The following is a 17,449-nucleotide window of genomic DNA, read 5'->3' on the forward strand; positions in this document are numbered from 1 at the left end:
CTGGTTGTGGTCTAAAAATGGAAGACGATAGTACGACGATAAAATTGGATAATCACTCGATGACCGTTCGGATTGAAGGAGCTGAGTCGGCTGAGGAACTGATGAAGCTGGCGAGCGAAGAAATGAGTCGGATGGAACAGGAGCGCCTGAGGGCCGAATTACAGGAGATAGAGGACTATCCGCAGCCGACGTTCATCGGAATTGGTGGTGAATGATGAACAGACGAGATTACATCAAGACCATTAGCACAGCTGCGACCGCTACTCTGGTCTTAGACGACTTTATAGATACCAAACCTCAGAACTCAGAAGCCGAAAAATACGTGTTTCGCAGAGGCGTACAGGGTGAAATCAAAATTGTGATTCAAAAATTCGAGGCATATGACGAGCCGAAGCTGAAGATATTCGATTCTCGGGGGAAGCAAATACACAGCTTCCCAAGGGAGAAAGACACACCGTTCCCGCATATCGGTCGGTATCAGACGATAATGTATAAAAACTCTAATAAGTTGCGAGAGACCGTCTTTCTGTCATATTTCGACAGTCTGGGGAATCGAGTGAGAGGCATGTGGGTGACTGGAGATAAGGCGATGTCTCGACAGAGTGAGGAATAATGAACGAGAAAGAATTGGAGCAGATGGTCGAAGAGTTTCCAAGTGAGACCTTTCAACGCAAACTCCAGAAAACAGCTAATCAAAAAGACGTAAGCGACAAAACCGCTGTCATGATGGACTTACTGAATTGCTACTGTTGGATGCGGGAAAACACGTCAATAACAGCTGTGTACGACCGTGACGGCAAAGTAATGGTAGGAGAGGTGAGCAAAGCCGACGATTTGAGGACTGCCATAGAGTCCACTAAGCGATTGATATTACACCTCGAACAAGCTGAGGTGAGACGGGACTAACAAGCATAAATACAACTTGTTCTCACACCTGTAACTCTCTGGTTCCCTTTTATATCCTCTAAATTCTGAATTTGGCCGCTGTCTCCCAATTTTGTATAATAACGACGACCCGCCATTGGGACCCCCATCCCTTTGTGGTCATATTTCTTATGATTATAGTGAGAGAACCATGAACGAAAGAGAGAGCGAGATTGTCTATGTCATCTCCGTGGCGACCGTGAACAACAAGACGATACGTTGTAAGCCCGTTTTCCAGTCCAGAAGTTTAGCAGAACAGTATGTTGAGGAGAATGAGGAAGTTGAGGGAGACATAGAGCGAGTGACGTATTATTATGAGTACTCTGACTTTTGAGATAGAGAGGTGAAGAGTGAGAACGAAACGATGCGTTCTCCTTGGTAACTGTTGATACTTGAGGTTCCTACGTTTCTATGTGTGTGTGGGACTATGGGGAGAGGTTAGAAATAGAAGGGATAGGGAGTACCAGAACATCTAATTTAGACTATTGTAGAGCCTTCTGGCGATTTGTCTAAATAGGATTCTGGTTGAACGTCCAAAATACGGCAGTTGTAGTATGTAGATACACTACACACTACACATACTACTATTATATTGTAGTATTTTAGTAGTATAGTAGTATAGTATAGTAGTGTTTTAGTAGTAAAGCCTTTATTCGTGTGTAACATAAATTAACTTACAATGTCAAAGAAAGAAAAGGGCGAAAGAGTACAGAAGAACCTCCGAGTGAGTGAAGAGCACGCAGAAGCTTTGGAGAAAATGGCGGAAGACCTCTTCAATTCGCAGAAAAAGCAGGGTCAGGTCGTTGAAGAGCTAATCAACTTGACTGAATATGCGCCTAATCAGTTGAAGGATATAGTCGATAGTGAAGCAGCTGAATCTTCGAGAGTCGACGTAGTTAGTCAGCAGTCAGAGTCCCCCAGTAACCACACACACACGCAGAACAGTTCTGAGACCTCCACAACTTCGGAAGAGAATCAGGAGGTCTCGATTGAGAACATGAAAGGTCGGAACGTTGACCACCCTGACATCATCCACACACACATTAAGCAAGATGATAGTAAAGACATTTGGACGGTTGACGAAGTTACTGAGATTGTACAGGACGAGGCTCAATACAGTAAATACAGGGCAAAACAAAAATCAGAGCGAGCTCTGAAGCAGTTCACGTATAAGCTTGATACTGAGAGAGTAGCTGAAATCTACAAGGAACTTCTGCTCTCTGATTACACGAATTTAGTCGGTCACCATACGAGCACTAGCGGTCGAAATGGCGCACAGAAGACGAAAGAACTGCGGAACATGGGTGAGGTTGATTTGTTCGGTGTGGAGCGGGATGTCGTCTATACAGACGACGTAGATGTGTATGTCGAGCAGAAAGAAGAATGGCTAAAACAAGTAGGTAAGCAGCTGAAACGAGCAAATCAGAAGGTGCTCAAGGCGAAGAGACTGATAGCATAGTCTTCGATTTTGACGAAAGTAGTTTACGTATTTTAGACTCTGAATGGGACGATAATACGGTTTCAGTTACTATCCAGAATTCAGGCGAGACAGAAGAATCAATCTCAATCCAAGAGGCGGTCACACAAGATGCTGTCTGGCAATCAAAAGGCGCAATTGAAATTCTGACCTACGAAATTGATGCTGGGAAGACTAAGACAGTAAAATACAGGACGGACTATACCAAGATAGTTGGCGTCTCTGATGGTAATCAAGTGTGGCCCCTGTCCGATGAACAAGCACTGAATGTAGTTCCGCAGGGGAGTTCGAGTGAAGGTATTGCTGGCGGTGTAATAGCGGCCTTCCTACTGACGTTCGCAGCGATGGCATTCACAATACTATCAGCCAAAAATCGGGATAAGTGGCGAGCATAGGTGATTCAAGATGATAGACACAATAATAACACAAGTCACAGAAAATGCAGTTGAACTAAGCGTACTGTTAGCCGTCGTGTCGGCTATATTAGGGATATTACAGTTTTATCTGGGTGTTCAGGTATGGGCTAAGATAAAATATGCTGTCGTTCGAATGCTGCTCATCTCTCCGATAGTCCTCACGCTCATCGTCTTCTGGTGGTTCCTCCTAATTGTATTCGGTCTTGAATGGTGGCCTTCACAGGTTGATGTCTTAGTTCCATACGTTCACTTAGTTGGCTTAGGACTACTCCCGTCAGCACCGTTTAGCGCCGCTCTAGCGTGGTATATTTTCGTGTACCGTGCTGCTGACAAGACCCTTTTACACTTGATGTGGACACAGAACGGTGACTTTGGCGTTCGGGAATTCGATGATGATGAGTGGTCTGAAGCAACTGTCGTAGACCTCGAATTTGATGATGAAGGAGCCATCAATTGGGACGCTCCAGAGCTCCGAAAATCCGCTCTTCATCGGGTAGAATCAGGTACGGGAGAACAAGCGTATGAGGCATTCGCCTTCAATGAAGAAAAGAACAAAATCGCAGTAACATGGACTGGAACAGCTACTCCGACTGAACTCCGTTCCTACCGTCACAGAGTGGATTACTTGGTCGATGACTTAGAGGAGATAGCAGACAAAGCAATCGAGACAGTTGCTAATATCGACCAAATCAGCAGGCAAGAGGCTCGTAAAGAGATTCTCCGAACTAGAAAGGAGCGCAAGGGAATTGACCACGATATACCAAAGGAATCCCAGACTCCGATTGAAAGAGCGGTCGAGCTTCAGGCGATAGAAGACCAGCTCGGTGAACGAGACCGAGACTATCAACAGGACGCCGAAGAGGAGACTCCAACTCCCCCAGAAGAATATAGAGAATCTGAATCTGAAGAAGGGCAGTAAACCAATATTCTTCTTTCTCTTCTATATACATGAACTATGAGTGATAATATAAGTTCGCCAGCTTACTTGAAAGAAGCTTGTGAAAGAGGAGATGTTGCAGCTATATCGGCAGCTCTCGGTTGTAATCGATATCATTCGAACTATATCATCAAACTGTACAACACACTATTGTACGACGGATATGACGACCCCACTAAGTCTGATTTCTGGAGAGAGGAAATACGGAGAATTCATACTCAGAGTGTTAGTGAAGCTGTGTACCAAATGGGTGCGGGTGCTCGTGTATCGGCGCACAAGGGTATTGTTGATGATGGAGATGATGCGTTCTACAATGTTGTTCACTTCGTCCGCTCGGAGTGGGAGAAACGGATAGACGGAAACGCTGTCCAGAAATCTCTGGTAAATGGGGATGAAGGAGCAGGGAAGACCAATTGGATGAACCAAGAGGGGTTCGTTATTGCTCCGAAGGTTGTTCAGGAGAAGACAGGGAAGGAGGTTCTTGGAATCAGCAACTACAGCGTTGACACCGACACAACCGAGCTCGACAAACATATCAAAGTCACACGTACAAGTGAACTGGACGAAGTAGTTGAGGAATTCGGTAGTAAGTCAGACTGGGAGATAATCGTCTGTCTGGACGAAGGAGACCAATTGTTTGGAGGTAGCGGGAAATCGGTTCAACGAGCAAACGAACTAGGTAATCGAATCAAACTGATGCGGCACAACAACGCTCACATTCTGATGACTTCCCAGAGGCAGGTTGCGCCTGAGGTACGAAATAGGTTTGATGTACGCCACAAGCCTTCAGACACCAATCCTAAACTGATGGTCTTTGCCGATGGAACCGACCGAGAAGGGAACCCTGAAGAAATCATATTCCGAAGTGATGCGGTCCCGAGCACTTCTGTCGATTACTGGGGTAAGGGAGAATGGACCCACGACGTAGACGACGAGAATGATGAAGAGCAGGAGATATCGGAGTGTTCTGTCGTGTTGAAACAGCAAGACCCTCGGGTTTCGCACGGTCACATGACCGCAGGAAATGCTTGCGGCAGCCCTACGACCGATAAGTTCTGTTCGTTCTGTCGCAATCACTACGACGAGGATTATCTCGCTAACTACTGATAGCGGCTATTTTTAGCAGATAGAGGGGAGGTAAGTCGGATTTTATTGACTCAAAGCAGGGGGTGGAGTCAAAACTCGGGGACTCGTGCGCACGTGCGCTCGGGCGCATTGGAGTGTGTACGGGGAGGAGGGGGTGAGATACCTATAGATGGACACTTATGTATGTTAAATATCATAATGGAAGGTATGGAGACAGACCAATACAAGATTGAATGGCTTCTTGATACTGAGGAAGACTTCACAGAAGAAGAACGGCGAGAGTTAGTAGAAGACCTCGCTCAACAGTTAGACGCTGAAGATGAGATTGAGTATGGGGGAGAAATGAAGCGACAGTCAGTAACAGCATTCGATGTTTCTGTTGGAATCCTGCTCGTTAGTAGTGTGAAAACTCTGATTGATGTGTATCAGTTTCTTCAGGATGACGACGAGTCGAATGTCGGAATTCGGCAGTATAACAATCAAATGCTCTATGCTGAGGAAATCGACCCTGAAACTGTTGAGAATCATGGCGGTGATATAATCGGACACGTAGAAGGAGATGTTTACTTATTCACCAATCCAGAGGACTTCGAGAAGCAGCAGGAACTAAAACAGGAACTTCGAGAATCCGAGAGCGAAGAATCTGACACCGAAAACTGATTTATGAAGGGGTTTGTTAGTTAAAATATGAATCGAAGACAGTACCTTACAACTGCTGGTGTTGGATTCGTTGGGGTATTAGCAGGTTGTAGTGGTGAGACAGACGACGGAGAATCTGGAGATGGTGAAGAAAGCGAAGGTCTTGAAGACTATGTTCAACTACAAGGTCACGAATTTAAACCCACACAAGTAGGTAGTGGGATTCTGTTAGAAGTAACAGTCGAGAACGTGAGCGAAAACACTCTCGACTTAATCAGTATTGATGCGAACTTGTACGTCGATGATGAGCGAGTAGATGATGGTGGCTTGAGTATCGGAGACCTACCAGCTGGTACAACTGAAACCGATGATATGGGACTAGTAGATACAACTCCAGACCTCTACGACGAAATCACTAACTACGATATTACGATTTCCACACGTAATGAGGAACTAACAGAGTTCGAACAGACGTATGAGTATGATGAGTTCAACTATCCGCCTGATAATTGACTTCTTGTTTTGTCTAAGAATACTGTGAAGTTGGACAAAACCCTACGGTTTGACCTCATCTAAACCAACTTAGACCGCTATATCGCCCTGAATCTGGGTTCGCCAGTAAACCTTTGTCCTTAAATATTGTATATTTGACACATGAGGTTAGAGAATTATGAAAACCAAGATGGATATCGAATAGTTCTATCTGAAAAAGAGAGGGAGAAACTAAGCGACGAGGTTGAAGAAACGGACAGCCGTATTGGTTGGAAACTAGCATCCCAATGCGGTCTACGTCGGCAAGAGATTGAACACGTCCGATTTAAAGACATCAAGAAGAGAGATACAGGCGATTGGGTCTTGAGGGTCTGGGAAGATGGAGCGAAACGTTCCAAATACAGAGAGACACCTGTTCCGAGTGAGCTTGCTGTTCAAATCAACACTATAGCGGAGACAGTAGCAGAGCAGGAGAGTGATGAAGTGATATCGTCATCAATGCGGACAGTCAGTCGTCACATCCAAGCAGCAGCTGAAGGCTTCTCTGACGAAGGTTGGAACTACATCAGTTTACACGACGGACGTAGAACATGGGCTAACGCATTATTGGACGATGACGTGAGTCCGTTACAAGTGATGATGTGGGGTGGTTGGGATGATTGGCAGACCTTTCGAGACCACTACTTACAGGACTTTTCAGAAGAACACCAATCGGAAGAAATCGCTAAGGTCGATTGGATTTAGCGTAGACGACTCTCTACTTCATCCGCAATTTCTTCAACTAACTCTTCTTTATCAACTGTTTCTCTATCAACTTCCTGTCGGATGATTTCCCTACCTTCTACCTCCATATACTCTTCCAACACTTCTCGGACTTCCTCTTTTCTGGCTTCAGACATCAAGTTATTCCTGAGACTACACGACTAAAATAGCTATGCTAAACCATACCGTAACAACCTAGTTCGCTCGGGCGCATAATCTTAACAGAATCAGCAGATGGCAGAAAGGGGCGCTAACAGAGTTGTTGGACTCTGTGATTCAGGCAGCGTTTATAACCCCCAACCCCGACGCCTTACGTCGATTGTAGGCGACAGGTATATAAGTGGGCTCGGGCGGGTTCGAACCGCCGATCTCAGCCTTGTAAAGGCCGCGTCATAACCAGCTAGACCACGAGCCCTCACCCGTCTGAACCCACCGGGAGCGGAAAACGGTTTCTTTCTCCGGCGCGACGATCGACCGTGAACCGCCGTCTCGCCGGGGTCGCGGCCGCGCTCGCGCTCGTCCTCCTCGCCGTCGCCGCCGTCGCCGCGACCAATCCCGCGTTCCTGATCACCGGCTACGACACGACCACGGTTGAGGCCGTCGACGGCGACACCGGGGAGTCGCTCGCGACGGTCGAGGCCCGCGTCGCCGACGGCTTCCTGAAGCAGTACGTCGGACTCTCCGCGACCGACGACCTCGACGCGGGCGAGGGGATGCTGTTCGTTCACGGCGACGCCGCCGAGCGCGCCTACGTGATGCGCGACATGGCGTTCCCAATCGATATCGTCTTCGTCGATACCGACGGGACCGTCACGACGATCCACGAGGCCGCGCCGGAGTCAGGCTCGCTCACGCGCTACGAGGGCACCGGGAAGTACGTCCTCGAAGTCCCCCGCGGGTGGAGCGAGCGCCACGGCGTCGACCCCGGCGACCGACTGGTGATCGACCGCGAGTGACGCCGCGGCGCCGCGGTCGCGCCCGGCGACGAAACCGCTTTCAGCCTCGCCGGCGTCGCCACGACCATGACCGGACTCCCCGCCCGGATCGCGTGGAACCTCCGCCACCGCTGGCGGCGGATGTTCGCGCTCTGCGTCGTCGGCGCCGGCGTCGCCGCGCCCCTCCTCACCGGCGTCTGGTGGTGGCTCCCGCTCGTGTGGTTCTTCGGCCTCTTCATCGCGCTCCCGATCCTCCACACGCTGGTGAAGCCGGTCCCGGACGACGGCTCCGACGAGGACGCGCACGCGACCGGCGACCCCGCGCTCGACGCCCTCCGCGAGCGCTACGCGAACGGCGACATCGACGAACGCGAGTTCGAACGCAAGCTGGACCGCCTCCTCGAAACCGAGGACGCCGAGACGGTCGACGCCCCCGGCGAGGATGTCGCGAACAGGGTCCGCGAGGGCGTCCGGCGCGAGGTAGAGCGGCTGCGGGAGTGAAAACGAGGCCACCTCCCGAAAGCGATTCCGGCGCGTTACTCGTCGATCTCGCGGTTGTGGACCGCTTCGCCGGAGGTCCCGTCGAAGAGGTGGATCGTCTCTTCGGGGATCTCGACGGTGATCTCGTCGCCGGCCGAGACCTGCTGGAGGCCGCCGACGGTGGCGATGAACGTCTCGCCCTCCGGTGCGTCCGCGAACCGGAGGTACACGGTGTTCTCGTCGCCCATCGGCTCGACGACCTCGACGACCGTCGAGAAGGTGTGGTCGCCGGCCGAGTCGCCGGCCAGCGAGATGTCCTCCGGACGGACCCCGAGGGTGAGGTCGGTCACGTCGCCCACGTCGTCGAGCGTCGACCCCGAGAGCGGGTAGTCGAACATGTCGCCGATGAGGGTCTCGCCGTCCCGCTCGACGGGGAAGAAGTTCATCGACGGGTCGCCGATGAACCCGGCGACGAACCGGTTCGCCGGCTCGTGGTAACACTCCAGCGGCGTCGCGACCTGCTGGAGCTCGCCGGCGTTGAGGATCGCGATCCGGTCGCCCATCGTCATCGCCTCGGTCTGGTCGTGCGTGACGTACATCGTCGTCACGTCGAGCTCGTCTTGGAGGCGCTGAAGCTCCGTCCGCATCTCCGACCGGAGCTTGGCGTCGAGGTTGCTGAGCGGCTCGTCCATGAGAAACACCTCCGGGTCGCGGACGATCGCCCGCCCGAGCGCCACCCGCTGCCGCTGGCCGCCGGAGAGGTCGGCTGGCTTCCGGTCCAGCAGCTCGGCGATGCCCATCGTCTCCGCGGCGTCGGCGACGCGCGTCTCGATCTCCCCGTCGGAGAGATCCGTCGACTCCTCTAACCCGAACGCCATGTTCTCCTCCACGGTCATGTGGGGGTACAGGGCGTACGACTGGAACACCATCGCGATGTCCCGGTGCTGCGGTTTCACGTCGTTGACCCGCTGGCCCGCGAGGCGGATCTCCCCGCTGGAGATCGTTTCAAGGCCAGCGACCATCCGGAGCGTCGTCGACTTGCCACAGCCCGAGGGACCGACGACGACGAGGAACTCGCCGTCGCGCATCTCGATGTCGACGTCGTCGACGGCGACAATCTCGCCGTCGCCGTCGGGGAACACCTTCGTCACGCCGTCGAGTTCGAGCGTTCCCATCCTATCGCCCCCGCGAGTCGGCGCGGCGGTTTGAGAGCGATTCCTCCGGTCGGCTGCGTGAGTGCTGTCGAGTCATAGATTGCTGCTGGCGAGCGATGGCGGTCACGTCGCCACCCCCTCGGCGAACTCCTCGCCGAACGCGATGTACACCGCGAGCGTCGGGAGGGCGGCGATGAACGCGCCCGCCATGCGGAGCGCGAAGTCTTGGCCTTCGAGCGACGTTCCCAGTCCCGCGAGGATCAACACGATCGGCGCGGCCGCGCTGGACTCCGTTTGGACCAACACGAGGGTGAACAGGAGGTCGTTCCAGATCTGTGTGAACTGATAGATCAGGACCACCGCGAACATCGGTCCCGAGAGCGGGAGCACGATGCGGCGGTAGATCCGGCGAATCGACGCGCCGTCCAGCCGCGCCGCCTCGATCATCTCGTCGCTCATGTTCTTGTAGTACGACCTGAACAGAACAGTACAGATCGGCAGGCCGTACGCCACGTGCGTGATGATCAGTTCGATGACGCTGGCGTAGTCGTTGTTGATCCCGAGCGCCCACAGGAACCCTAACCACTCCTGGAGCGGGATCATCGACCAGAACTGCGAGAGCGGCACGAGAACGGCCTGATAGGGAATGAATACCCCGGCGACCAACAGCGCGAGGACCGGCGCCTTGTACTTCTGCTTCCAGTTCGACTGGGTGAGCCCGTAGGCGGTGAAACTCCCGAGGAGCGCCGAGATGACGGTCGCCGGGATCGCGTACAGCGCGCTGTTGATGAGTCCCCGGCCGAGCGCGTCGAACGCCGCCCGCCACTTCTCAAACGTGAACGTACCGCCCGTCGGCGGCGCGAAGGGAAGGGACCCGCTCACGCCGCTGGCCGTCTTGAACGAGGTGACGAGCCCCGACTCGATCGGGATCAGGAAGAACGTCAACATCCCGAGCAGCCCGAGGTACAGGAGGACCCGGTACGCGTCGAGGCCCGAGAGTAGTCCAGCGGACGCTCCGGGGTCCGCTTCCGTTACCGTACCGCCGTCGGTTCGTGCGTCGTTGCTCATAGGTTCCCTCGGTTGTACTGGTAGTAGAGGTACGGACCGACGATGCCGAGCGTCATCACGAACAGGGTGATGGCGACCGCGGACGCGTACGCCCAGTTCAGGTTCGCGTACGCCTCGCGGACCATCTTCGTCGCGAGGATGTCGGCCCCGTTCGGTGGTCGGTACCCGCCGACGAGCGAGTAGAGGAAGTCGAACGCCTTCAGCGCGAACACCATCAGGACGACCGAGGCGCTGATCGTCGACCCCTTCAGCTGGGGGATGATCACGCGCCAGTACATCCTGACCGTGGAGGCCCCGTCGACCTTCGCCGCCTCGTAGTGTTCGTTCGGAATCGCCCGTAGGCCCGCGAGGAACACGACCATCGCGTACCCAGCGAACTGCCACATCAGCGCGAACATGACCGCCCAGAGGACGATGTCCGGGTTCCCGATCCAGTCGACTCGGCCGAGTCCGAGCGACGTGATCACGATGTTGATCACCCCGTTGTTGAAGTTGAACATCCACGCCCAGAACTGGGCGGTGACGACGAACGAGAGGCTCATCGGCAGCAGGTAGATCGTCCGGAAGGTGTTCTCGAACCGGATGTTCCGGTCGATGAGGATCGCCAGCCCGAGCCCGAGCGCCAGCGTCACGAGGGTGAACCCGACGAGCAGGATGAAGGTGTTGATCGCGGCGTCGACGAACCCGCTGTCCGCCAACGCGCGGCTGTACATCTGGAGGTCGAGGTCGCTGTAGTCCGGGGTCCCGAATCCGGTGAAGTCCGTCAGCGATATCAGGAGGTTCCAGATGATCGCTCCGTAGACGAACAGTCCCACCAACAGGAACGGCGGGAGCCAGAACTGCGACGACTCCACGAAGTCGCTGCCGAAGCGCTCGTTCAGCGCGGCGATCGGACTGAACCCGGAGCGCTGCCCGTCCTCGGCGACGCCGCCGTCCGTGACCGCGTCGCCACTGTCGTCGCCGGTGTCAGTATTTCGTGTCATATGGTTCTTCGTGCGCCGAAACCGCCGAAATCCGGTCGCATCGTGGACCGGAGTCAGTTAGAGACCGCGTCGACGAATCCTTGCGTGGCGGCGTCGACGTCGTACGGTCCGGAGAATTCGCTGGAGATCACGTCGTTCAGCGACGTCATGGTCTCCGAGGGGACGCCGAGACCGTGCTGGAGGTTCGGCGGTCGCTGGTCCGCGCTGGCGAAGTCCTCCTGCGTCTCCTGGAGGTACGGGCCGAACTGGCTCATGTCCACGTCGGTGCGCGTGGGGATCGAGCCCTTATACTGGTTGAACGCGACCTGTGCCGCCTCGCTCCCGACGAAGGCCATGAACTGCTCCGTGGCCTCCGGACTCGGGTTGTCCGAGGGGTAGAGGAACGAGTCGAAGTGGAGCATGTACATGCCCTCCGAGCCGGGGTACGTCTTGAAGCCCCAGTCCTCGTCGTAATTGAAGTCCTCGGCGTTCCGGTAGGCGCCGGCCGCCCAGTTCCCCTGGTGGATGAACGCCGCGTTCCCCTCGATGATGTTCTGGTTGGACTCGGTGAGTCCGATCGAGGAGGCGTCATCGTTGATGTAGTTCCCGAGGATCTCCGCGAGCGACTCGAAGGTCGCGCGGACGGCGGCCTCGTCCGGGCTCCCGTCGAGGAAGCTCATGTACGCGTCGTACCCCTCCTGTCCGAGCATCGTCGAGGCGAACAGCTGGGTCGTCGTCCAGGTGCCGCTCGCGCCGTGGGTCATCGGAATCGCGTCGGTCTCGCTCTGGACCGTCTCCAGCGCGTCGATCAGCGCCGAGACGCTCGTCAGCGAGTCGGGGTCGACGCCCGCCTCCTCGACGACCGACGTGTTGTAGAACAGGCAGTTCAGCCGGTGCGAACCGAGCGGAACGGCCCGGTACGCGCCGTTGTACTGGTGGAGGTCGACCGCCTCGTCGACCATCACGTCCTCGAAGCCTTCGGACTCCCAGACGCCGCCGACCTCGCCCAGCACGCCCTCGTACCGCTGGAGGTTCGGGCCGGGCCAGTTGGCGAAGGAACTCGGCGGGTCGCCGTTCTGGAGCCGGTTCGCGACGACCGCGTCGAGGTTCTGATTCCCGCCGCCGCCGATCGGGTTGAACTCGTGGTCGACGTCCGGATACTCCTCCTCGAAGGCCGCGACGAGTGCTTCGGCCGCGCGGGCGCCGTCGCCGCCGGTCCACGCGTGGAGCACTTCGAGCGTGTTACCGCTCCCGCCGTCGCCGCCGTCACTTCCGTCGCCGTCGCCGCCGTCGCTACCGTCGCCGCCGTTGCCGCCGGAACAGCCAGCGAGGCCTGCGAGCGTCGCTGCCCCCGTCGCTCCGACGAAGTGTCGCCGCGACAACCGCTTGTCTTGATCTGTCATGGTACTTCACGATGTACAATGGATCTTTGGCATATATACTTACTCATTTTTTTAGAACTATTTCTGACGGATTTCTTTACGGACGGTTTCTGTCCCGAGCGACCCGGGACCGACGGGCATACCACGGTTCGGGCGATGAGCGTACTCATGCGCCCCTCGATCGCCGCCGTCACGTACCCGATCGCCGGCGACGCCGCCGAGCGACCGCTGCTTGCCGTCTGGCTGCTGTTCGCGCTGTCGGTCGTCGTCCCCGTGCTCCCGGCGGTGCCGGTCGTCGGCTACCTCGTCCGCGTGTTGGCCGCCAGCGAGCGCGGCGAGTCGATCCCGCCGTTCCTCTCCGAGCCGCGGACGCTCGTTCGTCGGTCGATCGGGGGAGCGGTCGTCTGTCTGGCGTACCTCGGCGTTCCGCTCGCCGCCCTCCTCGTGACGCTCTACGGGGTCGTCTCGCTGGAACCCGGCGCGAACGCGCCTGTCGGTCGGATCCTCGCCGGCTCGACGGCCGTCCTCTTCCTCGGCATCCTCGGCACGTATCTCGCGCCGATCGCGTTGACCGTGTACGGGCGCGAGGGGTCGCTCCGCGGAGCGTTCTCCCCGGACGCCGTCCGCCCGGTCGCCGGACACGCGGCGTATTTCTTCGGCTGGACGCTCGGCTTCACCGCGCTCGTGGTCACCGTCGGGGTCGGCGGCGCGCTGTTCACCCTGTCGCGTCTCGGCCCCCTCGCCGGGACCCTCGTCCTCGCGTACGGCCTTCTCGTGGCCGCGTACCTCCTGGGTCGCGCCGTCGAGCGCGCGAGGCGACGGTAGGCCGCGCCCGTCGGCCGCCGAACGCACGCCCCGGGGGCGCCGCGACCGACCGATTCTTGACCGGGCGGCCCGGAGGTGACGGTAATGCAGGGACCGCTGTGGATAGACACGCACGCGCCAGATCTCGACGAGATCCGGCAAGACGAGGCCCGCGACCGCCTGCGCCGGGCCGTCGACGAGCCGATGAACCTCGTCGTTCAGGGGCCGCCGGGGGTCGGGAAGACGGCGGCCGCGCGCGCGCTCGCCGACGCGTCGCACGCCGACCCGGACGCCGACCTGATCGAGATCAACGTCGCCGACTTCTTCGGCCGGACGAAAAAAGAGATCCGCACCGACCCGCGGTTCGAGGGCTTCCTCGCGGGGCGGAGCGGCATGGCGAAACGCGACATGATAAACCGCGTCCTGAAGGAGTCCGCGTCGTACGCGCCGATGTCCGGCGAGTACAAGACGGTCCTGTTGGACAACGCGGAGGCGATCCGCGAGGACTTCCAGCAGGCGCTGCGCCGCGTGATGGAGAAGCACCATCGGACCACGCAGTTCGTGATCGCGACCCGCCAGCCCTCGAAGCTCATCGCCCCGATCCGGTCGCGCTGCTTCCCGGTCCGCGTGCGTTCCCCGACGACCGACGAGACAATCGACGTCCTCGAAACGATCTGCGACCGCGAGGGCGTCGACTACGACGGCGACGGGCTGGAGTTCGTCGCCAGCGCGGCCGGCGGCGACCTCCGAGAGGCGATCCTCTCGGCGCAGGCGACCGCCGTGGAGGGCGACGAGATCACCATGTCGACCGCCTACGAGACGCTCGGCGAGGTCGGCGACGACGACGCGCTCCGCGAGGCGCTCGCCGCCGCCCGCGACGGCGACCTGAAGGGCGCGCGCTCGACGCTCGACGACCTCCTCGACGAGGGGTACAGCGGGCAGGAGCTGCTCCGCGAGACGCTCCGCGTCGCCCGCGCCGGCTCCGAGTTCGGCGGCGACGACCTCGCGCGGCTCCACGCGCTCGCCGGCGAGGCCGACCTCGACATGACAGACGGGCTCGACGACACGACGCACCTCGTCCACCTGCTCGCGGCGTGGGCCGCGGGACGGACCGAGCTCTCGCCCGGACTGCGGGACGCGGAGGTGCCCCCGTGAGCCGCGCGCCGCCGCTCTCGCGGCTCCTCCCGTTCCCGGTGGTCGACGCCGCGTGGGACCTGGCGCTCGTCCCGGCGCTCGCGGGCGCCGTCGCGCTGCCCGTCCTCTCGCCGGTCGGCGTCGCGCTCGTCGCGCTCGCGGTCGGGATCCTCTGGTTCCACCGCGACCCGGAACGCGATCCGCCCGACCCGGAGGAAGCGGTCGTCTCCCCCGCCGACGGCACGGTCTCCGTCGTGCGCGAGGAGGGCTCGCGGATCCGCGTCGGCGTGTTCATGAACGTCACCGACGTCCACGTCAACCGCGCGCCGATCGCGGGCGAGGTCACGGAGGTCCGCCACCGCCCCGGCGCGAACCGCCCCGCGTTCGACAAGGAGTCGGACCGCAACGAGCAGGTCGCGATCGACTTCGGCGACTACGAACTGCTCGTCATCGCCGGCTGGTTCGCCCGCCGGATCCACCCCTCGGTCGAGGCGGGCGACCGGGTCGAGCGCGGCGACCGCGTCGGACACGTCTCCTTCGGCTCGCGCGCGGACGTCGTGTTGCCCGCGGACGTGACGCGCGACGACCTCCTCGTCAGGGAGGGCGACGGCGTGCGCGCGGGCGAGACGATCATCGCGGAGCGGCCGGACGATCCTTAGCTCCCTTGCGCGACGCGGTCGAACGGCTCCGGACCCCTCGCGCGGCGCTGTCGCGCACGGCGTCGAGTCGGGCGTCGCCTCGGACCGCACGACCGACATCCGAGTTCGGGCATACGCTTTTGTTTCGCGGCAGTGACCGTTATCGCGTATGTCAGACGATACCATCCACGAGTCGAAGCGGTCGCGGACCCGACAGGGGCTGGCCACGTACCTCCGCCGGATCGCTCGGGCGCTGGGACGCGGCGAGCCGGTGCCGGTCGACGAGGCCGGCACGGTGACCGTCGACGCGGCCGCCACCGGCGATGTCGAGGTCGAACTCGAACGCGACGACGAGACGGTCCACCTCGAGGTCGAGATGGAGTGGCCCGACGAGGAGGCCGCGGTCGACGCCGACGCGACTGCGAGCAAGGCCACGTTCGAGCTGTACGCCGACAGCGCCGACCAGTACCGCTGGCGGCTCCGACACGACAACGGGAACATCATCGCCGACGGCGGTGAGGGGTACGCCGACAAGCGCGACGCCCGCTCGGGGATCGAGAGCGTCCAGCGGAACGCCCCGGGCGCGCACGTCGTCGACGTCTCGCGCGACGAGGAGGCGCCAGACGAGGGAGGCAGCGACGCCGTCTTCGAGCTGTTCCGCGACAAGGCGGACAAGTACCGCTGGCGGCTCCGGCACGACAACGGCAACGTCATCGCCGACGGGGGACAGGGGTACGCCTCCAAACAGAAGGCGAAACAGGGGCTGCGCAGCGTCAAGTCGAACGCGCCGGGCGCGGCCGTCGAGGAGCCCGGAGACGCCGAGGGATCCGAGGAGTAGCACCGCCCGCCCGGTCCGCGGCTTCGACCCGCCCGGTCCGATCCCGCTCGACCGACCGCGGACCGCACCGCTTATTCGCCGGCCCTCACTACCTCGGGCCGACATGGACGCGCTCGACGCCAAGTACCCGTTCTTCGCGAGCGCCCGCGAGGCGGTCGCGTCCGCCGGGGTGTCGCTGCCCGACCTCGTCGCGGCCGACGCCCCGGCCGTCGAGCGCGCCCGCGAGCGCGTCGAGCGCGCGCTCCTCGAAGGAACGGTCGCCTCGGAGAGCGGCGCGTTCCCCGGCGAGTCGGCGTACGACGTACAGGCCGAACTCCTCTCGTACCCCATCGCCCGGATCCTCGTCTCGCTGCTCGACTCCGACCCCGCCATCGAGAAGTACGCCGCCGCTGAGGCGGCGACTGCCATGGACCGGGTTCGTCGCGACCTCGAGACCGACGACGAGTTGCGGTCGGTGTCGACCGCGACGGTTGCGCTCGACGACCTGCTCGCCGAGTTCGACCTCGCGGACGCGGTGCGCCCCGACCGTAGCGCCCCCGCCGGCGTCAGCGGCGGTTCGAGGGGCGGCGCGGCCGGGGGACCGACCGGGAACGCCGCGGGCCGCGACCCCGACCACTACCGGATCGACGTCGGATCCTACCTCCGGCTCACCTCGCCCGAGTGGGGGGACTCGTGGCGGCTCGTCAACCGCGCGCTCGCCGACGGCGCGGTGCGCGTCACGCGCGACGAGCTACTGGCGGCGCTGGAGGCCGCCGTCGAGGAGCGCGTCGCCGAGGGGCTCCCGTTCGAGGACCTCGGGGAATCGCTCGCCGAGGCGCTGGAGTCCCGCGTGGCCGACCTCCGGCGCCTGCTCTCCGAGCGGACGTACGCCGAACCGCCGGACGTGGTCGCCCCCCCGCTGTTCCCGCCGTGTATGACCAACCTGGTCGAGAAGGCCGAGCGCGACGCCGCGCTCTCGTCGGCCGAGTCGTTCGCGCTGATGGCGTTCCTCGTCGGCATCGGGATGACGCCCGATGAGGTCGTCGCCTTCTGTGCCGACACGAGCCTCGACGCCGAGGGGATCCGCTACCAGACCGAGTTCCTGACCGACGACCGGGGCACCCAGTACCCCCCGCCGACCTGCGAGACGCTCGCGAACTACGGGATCTGCCACAACGAGGACGACCACATGCAGGTCGCGGTCGACCCGCTCTCGTACTACGAGAAGCGCGTGGCGGCCGCCGACGAGGTGACGGACTGGCGGGCCGAGCGACGCCCGGACGAGACGACCGGGGCGTGAACGCGACGCCCCGGACGCGGAGAAAGAGTCGGCGAGGTCGGA

At 59.5% G+C, this 17,449-nt stretch carries 21 protein-coding genes and 1 tRNA gene; 16 read left to right on the forward strand and 6 right to left on the reverse strand.

The window, feature by feature from the left end; translation table 11 throughout:
* The first annotated feature begins 17 nt into the window (after nt 1-17).
* From EXE51_RS05300 to EXE51_RS05340, 9 genes are all read left to right on the forward strand, one after another.
* Nucleotides 18-215, forward strand: coding sequence for a hypothetical protein (locus tag EXE51_RS05300; protein WP_137692152.1), 198 nt, complete (start codon nt 18-20; stop codon nt 213-215).
* A 397-nt stretch (nt 216-612) separates the two neighbouring features.
* On the forward strand, nt 613-906 hold the full coding sequence (locus tag EXE51_RS05305; protein ID WP_137692153.1) for a hypothetical protein: 294 nt from the start codon (nt 613-615) through the stop codon (nt 904-906).
* A gap of 169 nt (nt 907-1,075) precedes the next feature.
* A complete protein-coding gene (locus EXE51_RS05310; protein ID WP_137692154.1) occupies nt 1,076-1,258 on the forward strand; it encodes a hypothetical protein in 183 nt (60 codons plus the stop codon).
* 345 nt (nt 1,259-1,603) lie between these two features.
* Nucleotides 1,604-2,383, forward strand: coding sequence for a hypothetical protein (locus tag EXE51_RS05315; RefSeq protein WP_137692155.1), 780 nt, complete (start codon nt 1,604-1,606; stop codon nt 2,381-2,383).
* 423 nt (nt 2,384-2,806) lie between these two features.
* The gene (locus EXE51_RS05320) at nt 2,807-3,736 is read left to right on the forward strand and encodes a hypothetical protein (protein ID WP_137692156.1); all 930 of its coding nucleotides are present in this window, start codon (nt 2,807-2,809) and stop codon (nt 3,734-3,736) included.
* Between the two features lie 36 nt (nt 3,737-3,772).
* Nucleotides 3,773-4,861 carry a hypothetical protein gene (locus EXE51_RS05325; RefSeq protein WP_137692157.1) on the forward strand — a complete coding sequence of 363 codons (1,089 nt, stop codon included), beginning with the start codon at nt 3,773-3,775 and terminating at the stop codon, nt 4,859-4,861.
* 186 nt (nt 4,862-5,047) lie between these two features.
* The gene (locus EXE51_RS05330; RefSeq protein WP_137692158.1) at nt 5,048-5,500 is read left to right on the forward strand and encodes a hypothetical protein; all 453 of its coding nucleotides are present in this window, start codon (nt 5,048-5,050) and stop codon (nt 5,498-5,500) included.
* Between the two features lie 27 nt (nt 5,501-5,527).
* Nucleotides 5,528-5,992, forward strand: a complete 465-nt coding sequence (locus EXE51_RS05335; protein ID WP_137692159.1) for a hypothetical protein — start codon at nt 5,528-5,530, stop codon at nt 5,990-5,992.
* A 141-nt stretch (nt 5,993-6,133) separates the two neighbouring features.
* Nucleotides 6,134-6,715 carry a site-specific integrase gene (locus EXE51_RS05340; protein ID WP_137692160.1) on the forward strand — a complete coding sequence of 194 codons (582 nt, stop codon included), beginning with the start codon at nt 6,134-6,136 and terminating at the stop codon, nt 6,713-6,715.
* Here EXE51_RS05340 and EXE51_RS17495 read toward each other — a convergent pair.
* Nucleotides 6,712-6,870, reverse strand: a complete 159-nt coding sequence (locus EXE51_RS17495) for a hypothetical protein (protein ID WP_158413877.1) — start codon at nt 6,868-6,870, stop codon at nt 6,712-6,714. The genes EXE51_RS05340 and EXE51_RS17495 overlap by 4 nt on opposite strands.
* A gap of 204 nt (nt 6,871-7,074) precedes the next feature.
* Nucleotides 7,075-7,148 (reverse strand) — tRNA-Val (locus EXE51_RS05345).
* A gap of 61 nt (nt 7,149-7,209) precedes the next feature.
* Here EXE51_RS05345 and EXE51_RS05350 point away from each other — a divergent pair.
* Both EXE51_RS05350 and EXE51_RS05355 read left to right on the forward strand, forming a co-directional pair.
* A complete protein-coding gene (locus EXE51_RS05350) occupies nt 7,210-7,689 on the forward strand; it encodes a DUF192 domain-containing protein (RefSeq protein WP_089308447.1) in 480 nt (159 codons plus the stop codon).
* 66 nt (nt 7,690-7,755) lie between these two features.
* Nucleotides 7,756-8,169 (forward strand): SHOCT domain-containing protein, encoded by a 414-nt coding sequence (locus tag EXE51_RS05355; protein ID WP_089308446.1) that lies wholly within the window; start codon nt 7,756-7,758, stop codon nt 8,167-8,169.
* Nucleotides 8,170-8,204: 35 nt separating this feature from the next.
* Here EXE51_RS05355 and EXE51_RS05360 read toward each other — a convergent pair whose 3' ends face one another.
* The 4 genes from EXE51_RS05360 to EXE51_RS05375 form a co-directional block, all read right to left on the reverse strand.
* A complete protein-coding gene (locus EXE51_RS05360) occupies nt 8,205-9,323 on the reverse strand; it encodes an ABC transporter ATP-binding protein (protein ID WP_089308445.1) in 1,119 nt (372 codons plus the stop codon).
* Nucleotides 9,324-9,425: 102 nt separating this feature from the next.
* Nucleotides 9,426-10,370, reverse strand: coding sequence for a carbohydrate ABC transporter permease (locus tag EXE51_RS05365; RefSeq protein WP_094495655.1), 945 nt, complete (start codon nt 10,368-10,370; stop codon nt 9,426-9,428).
* On the reverse strand, nt 10,367-11,353 hold the full coding sequence (locus EXE51_RS05370; RefSeq protein WP_137692161.1) for a carbohydrate ABC transporter permease: 987 nt from the start codon (nt 11,351-11,353) through the stop codon (nt 10,367-10,369). Before EXE51_RS05370 ends, EXE51_RS05365 begins: the two co-directional genes overlap by 4 nt.
* Before the next feature lie 53 nt (nt 11,354-11,406).
* Complete coding sequence (locus tag EXE51_RS05375; RefSeq protein WP_094552267.1) at nt 11,407-12,735, reverse strand: ABC transporter substrate-binding protein; 1,329 nt, start codon at nt 12,733-12,735, stop codon at nt 11,407-11,409.
* Nucleotides 12,736-12,882: 147 nt separating this feature from the next.
* Here EXE51_RS05375 and EXE51_RS05380 point away from each other — a divergent pair, with 147 nt between their 5' ends.
* The 5 genes from EXE51_RS05380 to EXE51_RS05400 all read left to right on the forward strand — a co-directional run bounded on the left by EXE51_RS05380 (nt 12,883) and on the right by EXE51_RS05400 (nt 17,407).
* Nucleotides 12,883-13,539, forward strand: coding sequence for a DUF4013 domain-containing protein (locus tag EXE51_RS05380; RefSeq protein WP_049932702.1), 657 nt, complete (start codon nt 12,883-12,885; stop codon nt 13,537-13,539).
* An 84-nt stretch (nt 13,540-13,623) separates the two neighbouring features.
* On the forward strand, nt 13,624-14,673 hold the full coding sequence (locus EXE51_RS05385) for an AAA family ATPase (RefSeq protein ID WP_094495657.1): 1,050 nt from the start codon (nt 13,624-13,626) through the stop codon (nt 14,671-14,673).
* Nucleotides 14,670-15,311, forward strand: coding sequence for a protein sorting system archaetidylserine decarboxylase (locus EXE51_RS05390; RefSeq protein WP_137692162.1), 642 nt, complete (start codon nt 14,670-14,672; stop codon nt 15,309-15,311). Before EXE51_RS05385 ends, EXE51_RS05390 begins: the two co-directional genes overlap by 4 nt.
* Nucleotides 15,312-15,459: 148 nt before the next feature.
* Nucleotides 15,460-16,128: an HVO_2922 family protein gene (locus EXE51_RS05395; RefSeq protein WP_137692163.1), complete on the forward strand. Its 669-nt coding sequence runs from the start codon at nt 15,460-15,462 to the stop codon at nt 16,126-16,128.
* Nucleotides 16,129-16,231: 103 nt separating this feature from the next.
* Nucleotides 16,232-17,407 carry a DNA primase gene (locus EXE51_RS05400; protein WP_137692164.1) on the forward strand — a complete coding sequence of 392 codons (1,176 nt, stop codon included), beginning with the start codon at nt 16,232-16,234 and terminating at the stop codon, nt 17,405-17,407.
* Nucleotides 17,408-17,449 lie beyond the last annotated feature (42 nt).

This window comes from Halorubrum sp. CGM5_25_10-8B (genome assembly GCF_005435095.1).
GTDB lineage: Archaea > Halobacteriota > Halobacteria > Halobacteriales > Haloferacaceae > Halorubrum > Halorubrum ezzemoulense.

What these genes read in the sequence shown, in the direction of transcription:
- EXE51_RS05400 (WP_137692164.1), top strand. Translation starts at nt 16,232, where the DNA reads ATGGACGCGCTCGACGCCAAGTACCCGTTCTTCGCGAGCGCCCGCGAG.
- EXE51_RS05365 (WP_094495655.1), bottom strand. Translation starts at nt 10,370, where the DNA reads ATGAGCAACGACGCACGAACCGACGGCGGTACGGTAACGGAAGCGGAC.
- EXE51_RS05335 (WP_137692159.1), top strand. Translation starts at nt 5,528, where the DNA reads ATGAATCGAAGACAGTACCTTACAACTGCTGGTGTTGGATTCGTTGGG.
- EXE51_RS05395 (WP_137692163.1), top strand. Translation starts at nt 15,460, where the DNA reads ATGTCAGACGATACCATCCACGAGTCGAAGCGGTCGCGGACCCGACAG.
- EXE51_RS05380 (WP_049932702.1), top strand. Translation starts at nt 12,883, where the DNA reads ATGCGCCCCTCGATCGCCGCCGTCACGTACCCGATCGCCGGCGACGCC.
- EXE51_RS05360 (WP_089308445.1), bottom strand. Translation starts at nt 9,323, where the DNA reads ATGGGAACGCTCGAACTCGACGGCGTGACGAAGGTGTTCCCCGACGGC.
- EXE51_RS05375 (WP_094552267.1), bottom strand. Translation starts at nt 12,735, where the DNA reads ATGACAGATCAAGACAAGCGGTTGTCGCGGCGACACTTCGTCGGAGCG.
- EXE51_RS05305 (WP_137692153.1), top strand. Translation starts at nt 613, where the DNA reads ATGAACGAGAAAGAATTGGAGCAGATGGTCGAAGAGTTTCCAAGTGAG.
- EXE51_RS05340 (WP_137692160.1), top strand. Translation starts at nt 6,134, where the DNA reads ATGAGGTTAGAGAATTATGAAAACCAAGATGGATATCGAATAGTTCTA.
- EXE51_RS05370 (WP_137692161.1), bottom strand. Translation starts at nt 11,353, where the DNA reads ATGACACGAAATACTGACACCGGCGACGACAGTGGCGACGCGGTCACG.
- EXE51_RS05315 (WP_137692155.1), top strand. Translation starts at nt 1,604, where the DNA reads ATGTCAAAGAAAGAAAAGGGCGAAAGAGTACAGAAGAACCTCCGAGTG.
- EXE51_RS05300 (WP_137692152.1), top strand. Translation starts at nt 18, where the DNA reads ATGGAAGACGATAGTACGACGATAAAATTGGATAATCACTCGATGACC.
- EXE51_RS05355 (WP_089308446.1), top strand. Translation starts at nt 7,756, where the DNA reads ATGACCGGACTCCCCGCCCGGATCGCGTGGAACCTCCGCCACCGCTGG.
- EXE51_RS05310 (WP_137692154.1), top strand. Translation starts at nt 1,076, where the DNA reads ATGAACGAAAGAGAGAGCGAGATTGTCTATGTCATCTCCGTGGCGACC.
- EXE51_RS05330 (WP_137692158.1), top strand. Translation starts at nt 5,048, where the DNA reads ATGGAGACAGACCAATACAAGATTGAATGGCTTCTTGATACTGAGGAA.
- EXE51_RS05320 (WP_137692156.1), top strand. Translation starts at nt 2,807, where the DNA reads ATGATAGACACAATAATAACACAAGTCACAGAAAATGCAGTTGAACTA.
- EXE51_RS05385 (WP_094495657.1), top strand. Translation starts at nt 13,624, where the DNA reads ATGCAGGGACCGCTGTGGATAGACACGCACGCGCCAGATCTCGACGAG.
- EXE51_RS05325 (WP_137692157.1), top strand. Translation starts at nt 3,773, where the DNA reads ATGAGTGATAATATAAGTTCGCCAGCTTACTTGAAAGAAGCTTGTGAA.
- EXE51_RS17495 (WP_158413877.1), bottom strand. Translation starts at nt 6,870, where the DNA reads ATGTCTGAAGCCAGAAAAGAGGAAGTCCGAGAAGTGTTGGAAGAGTAT.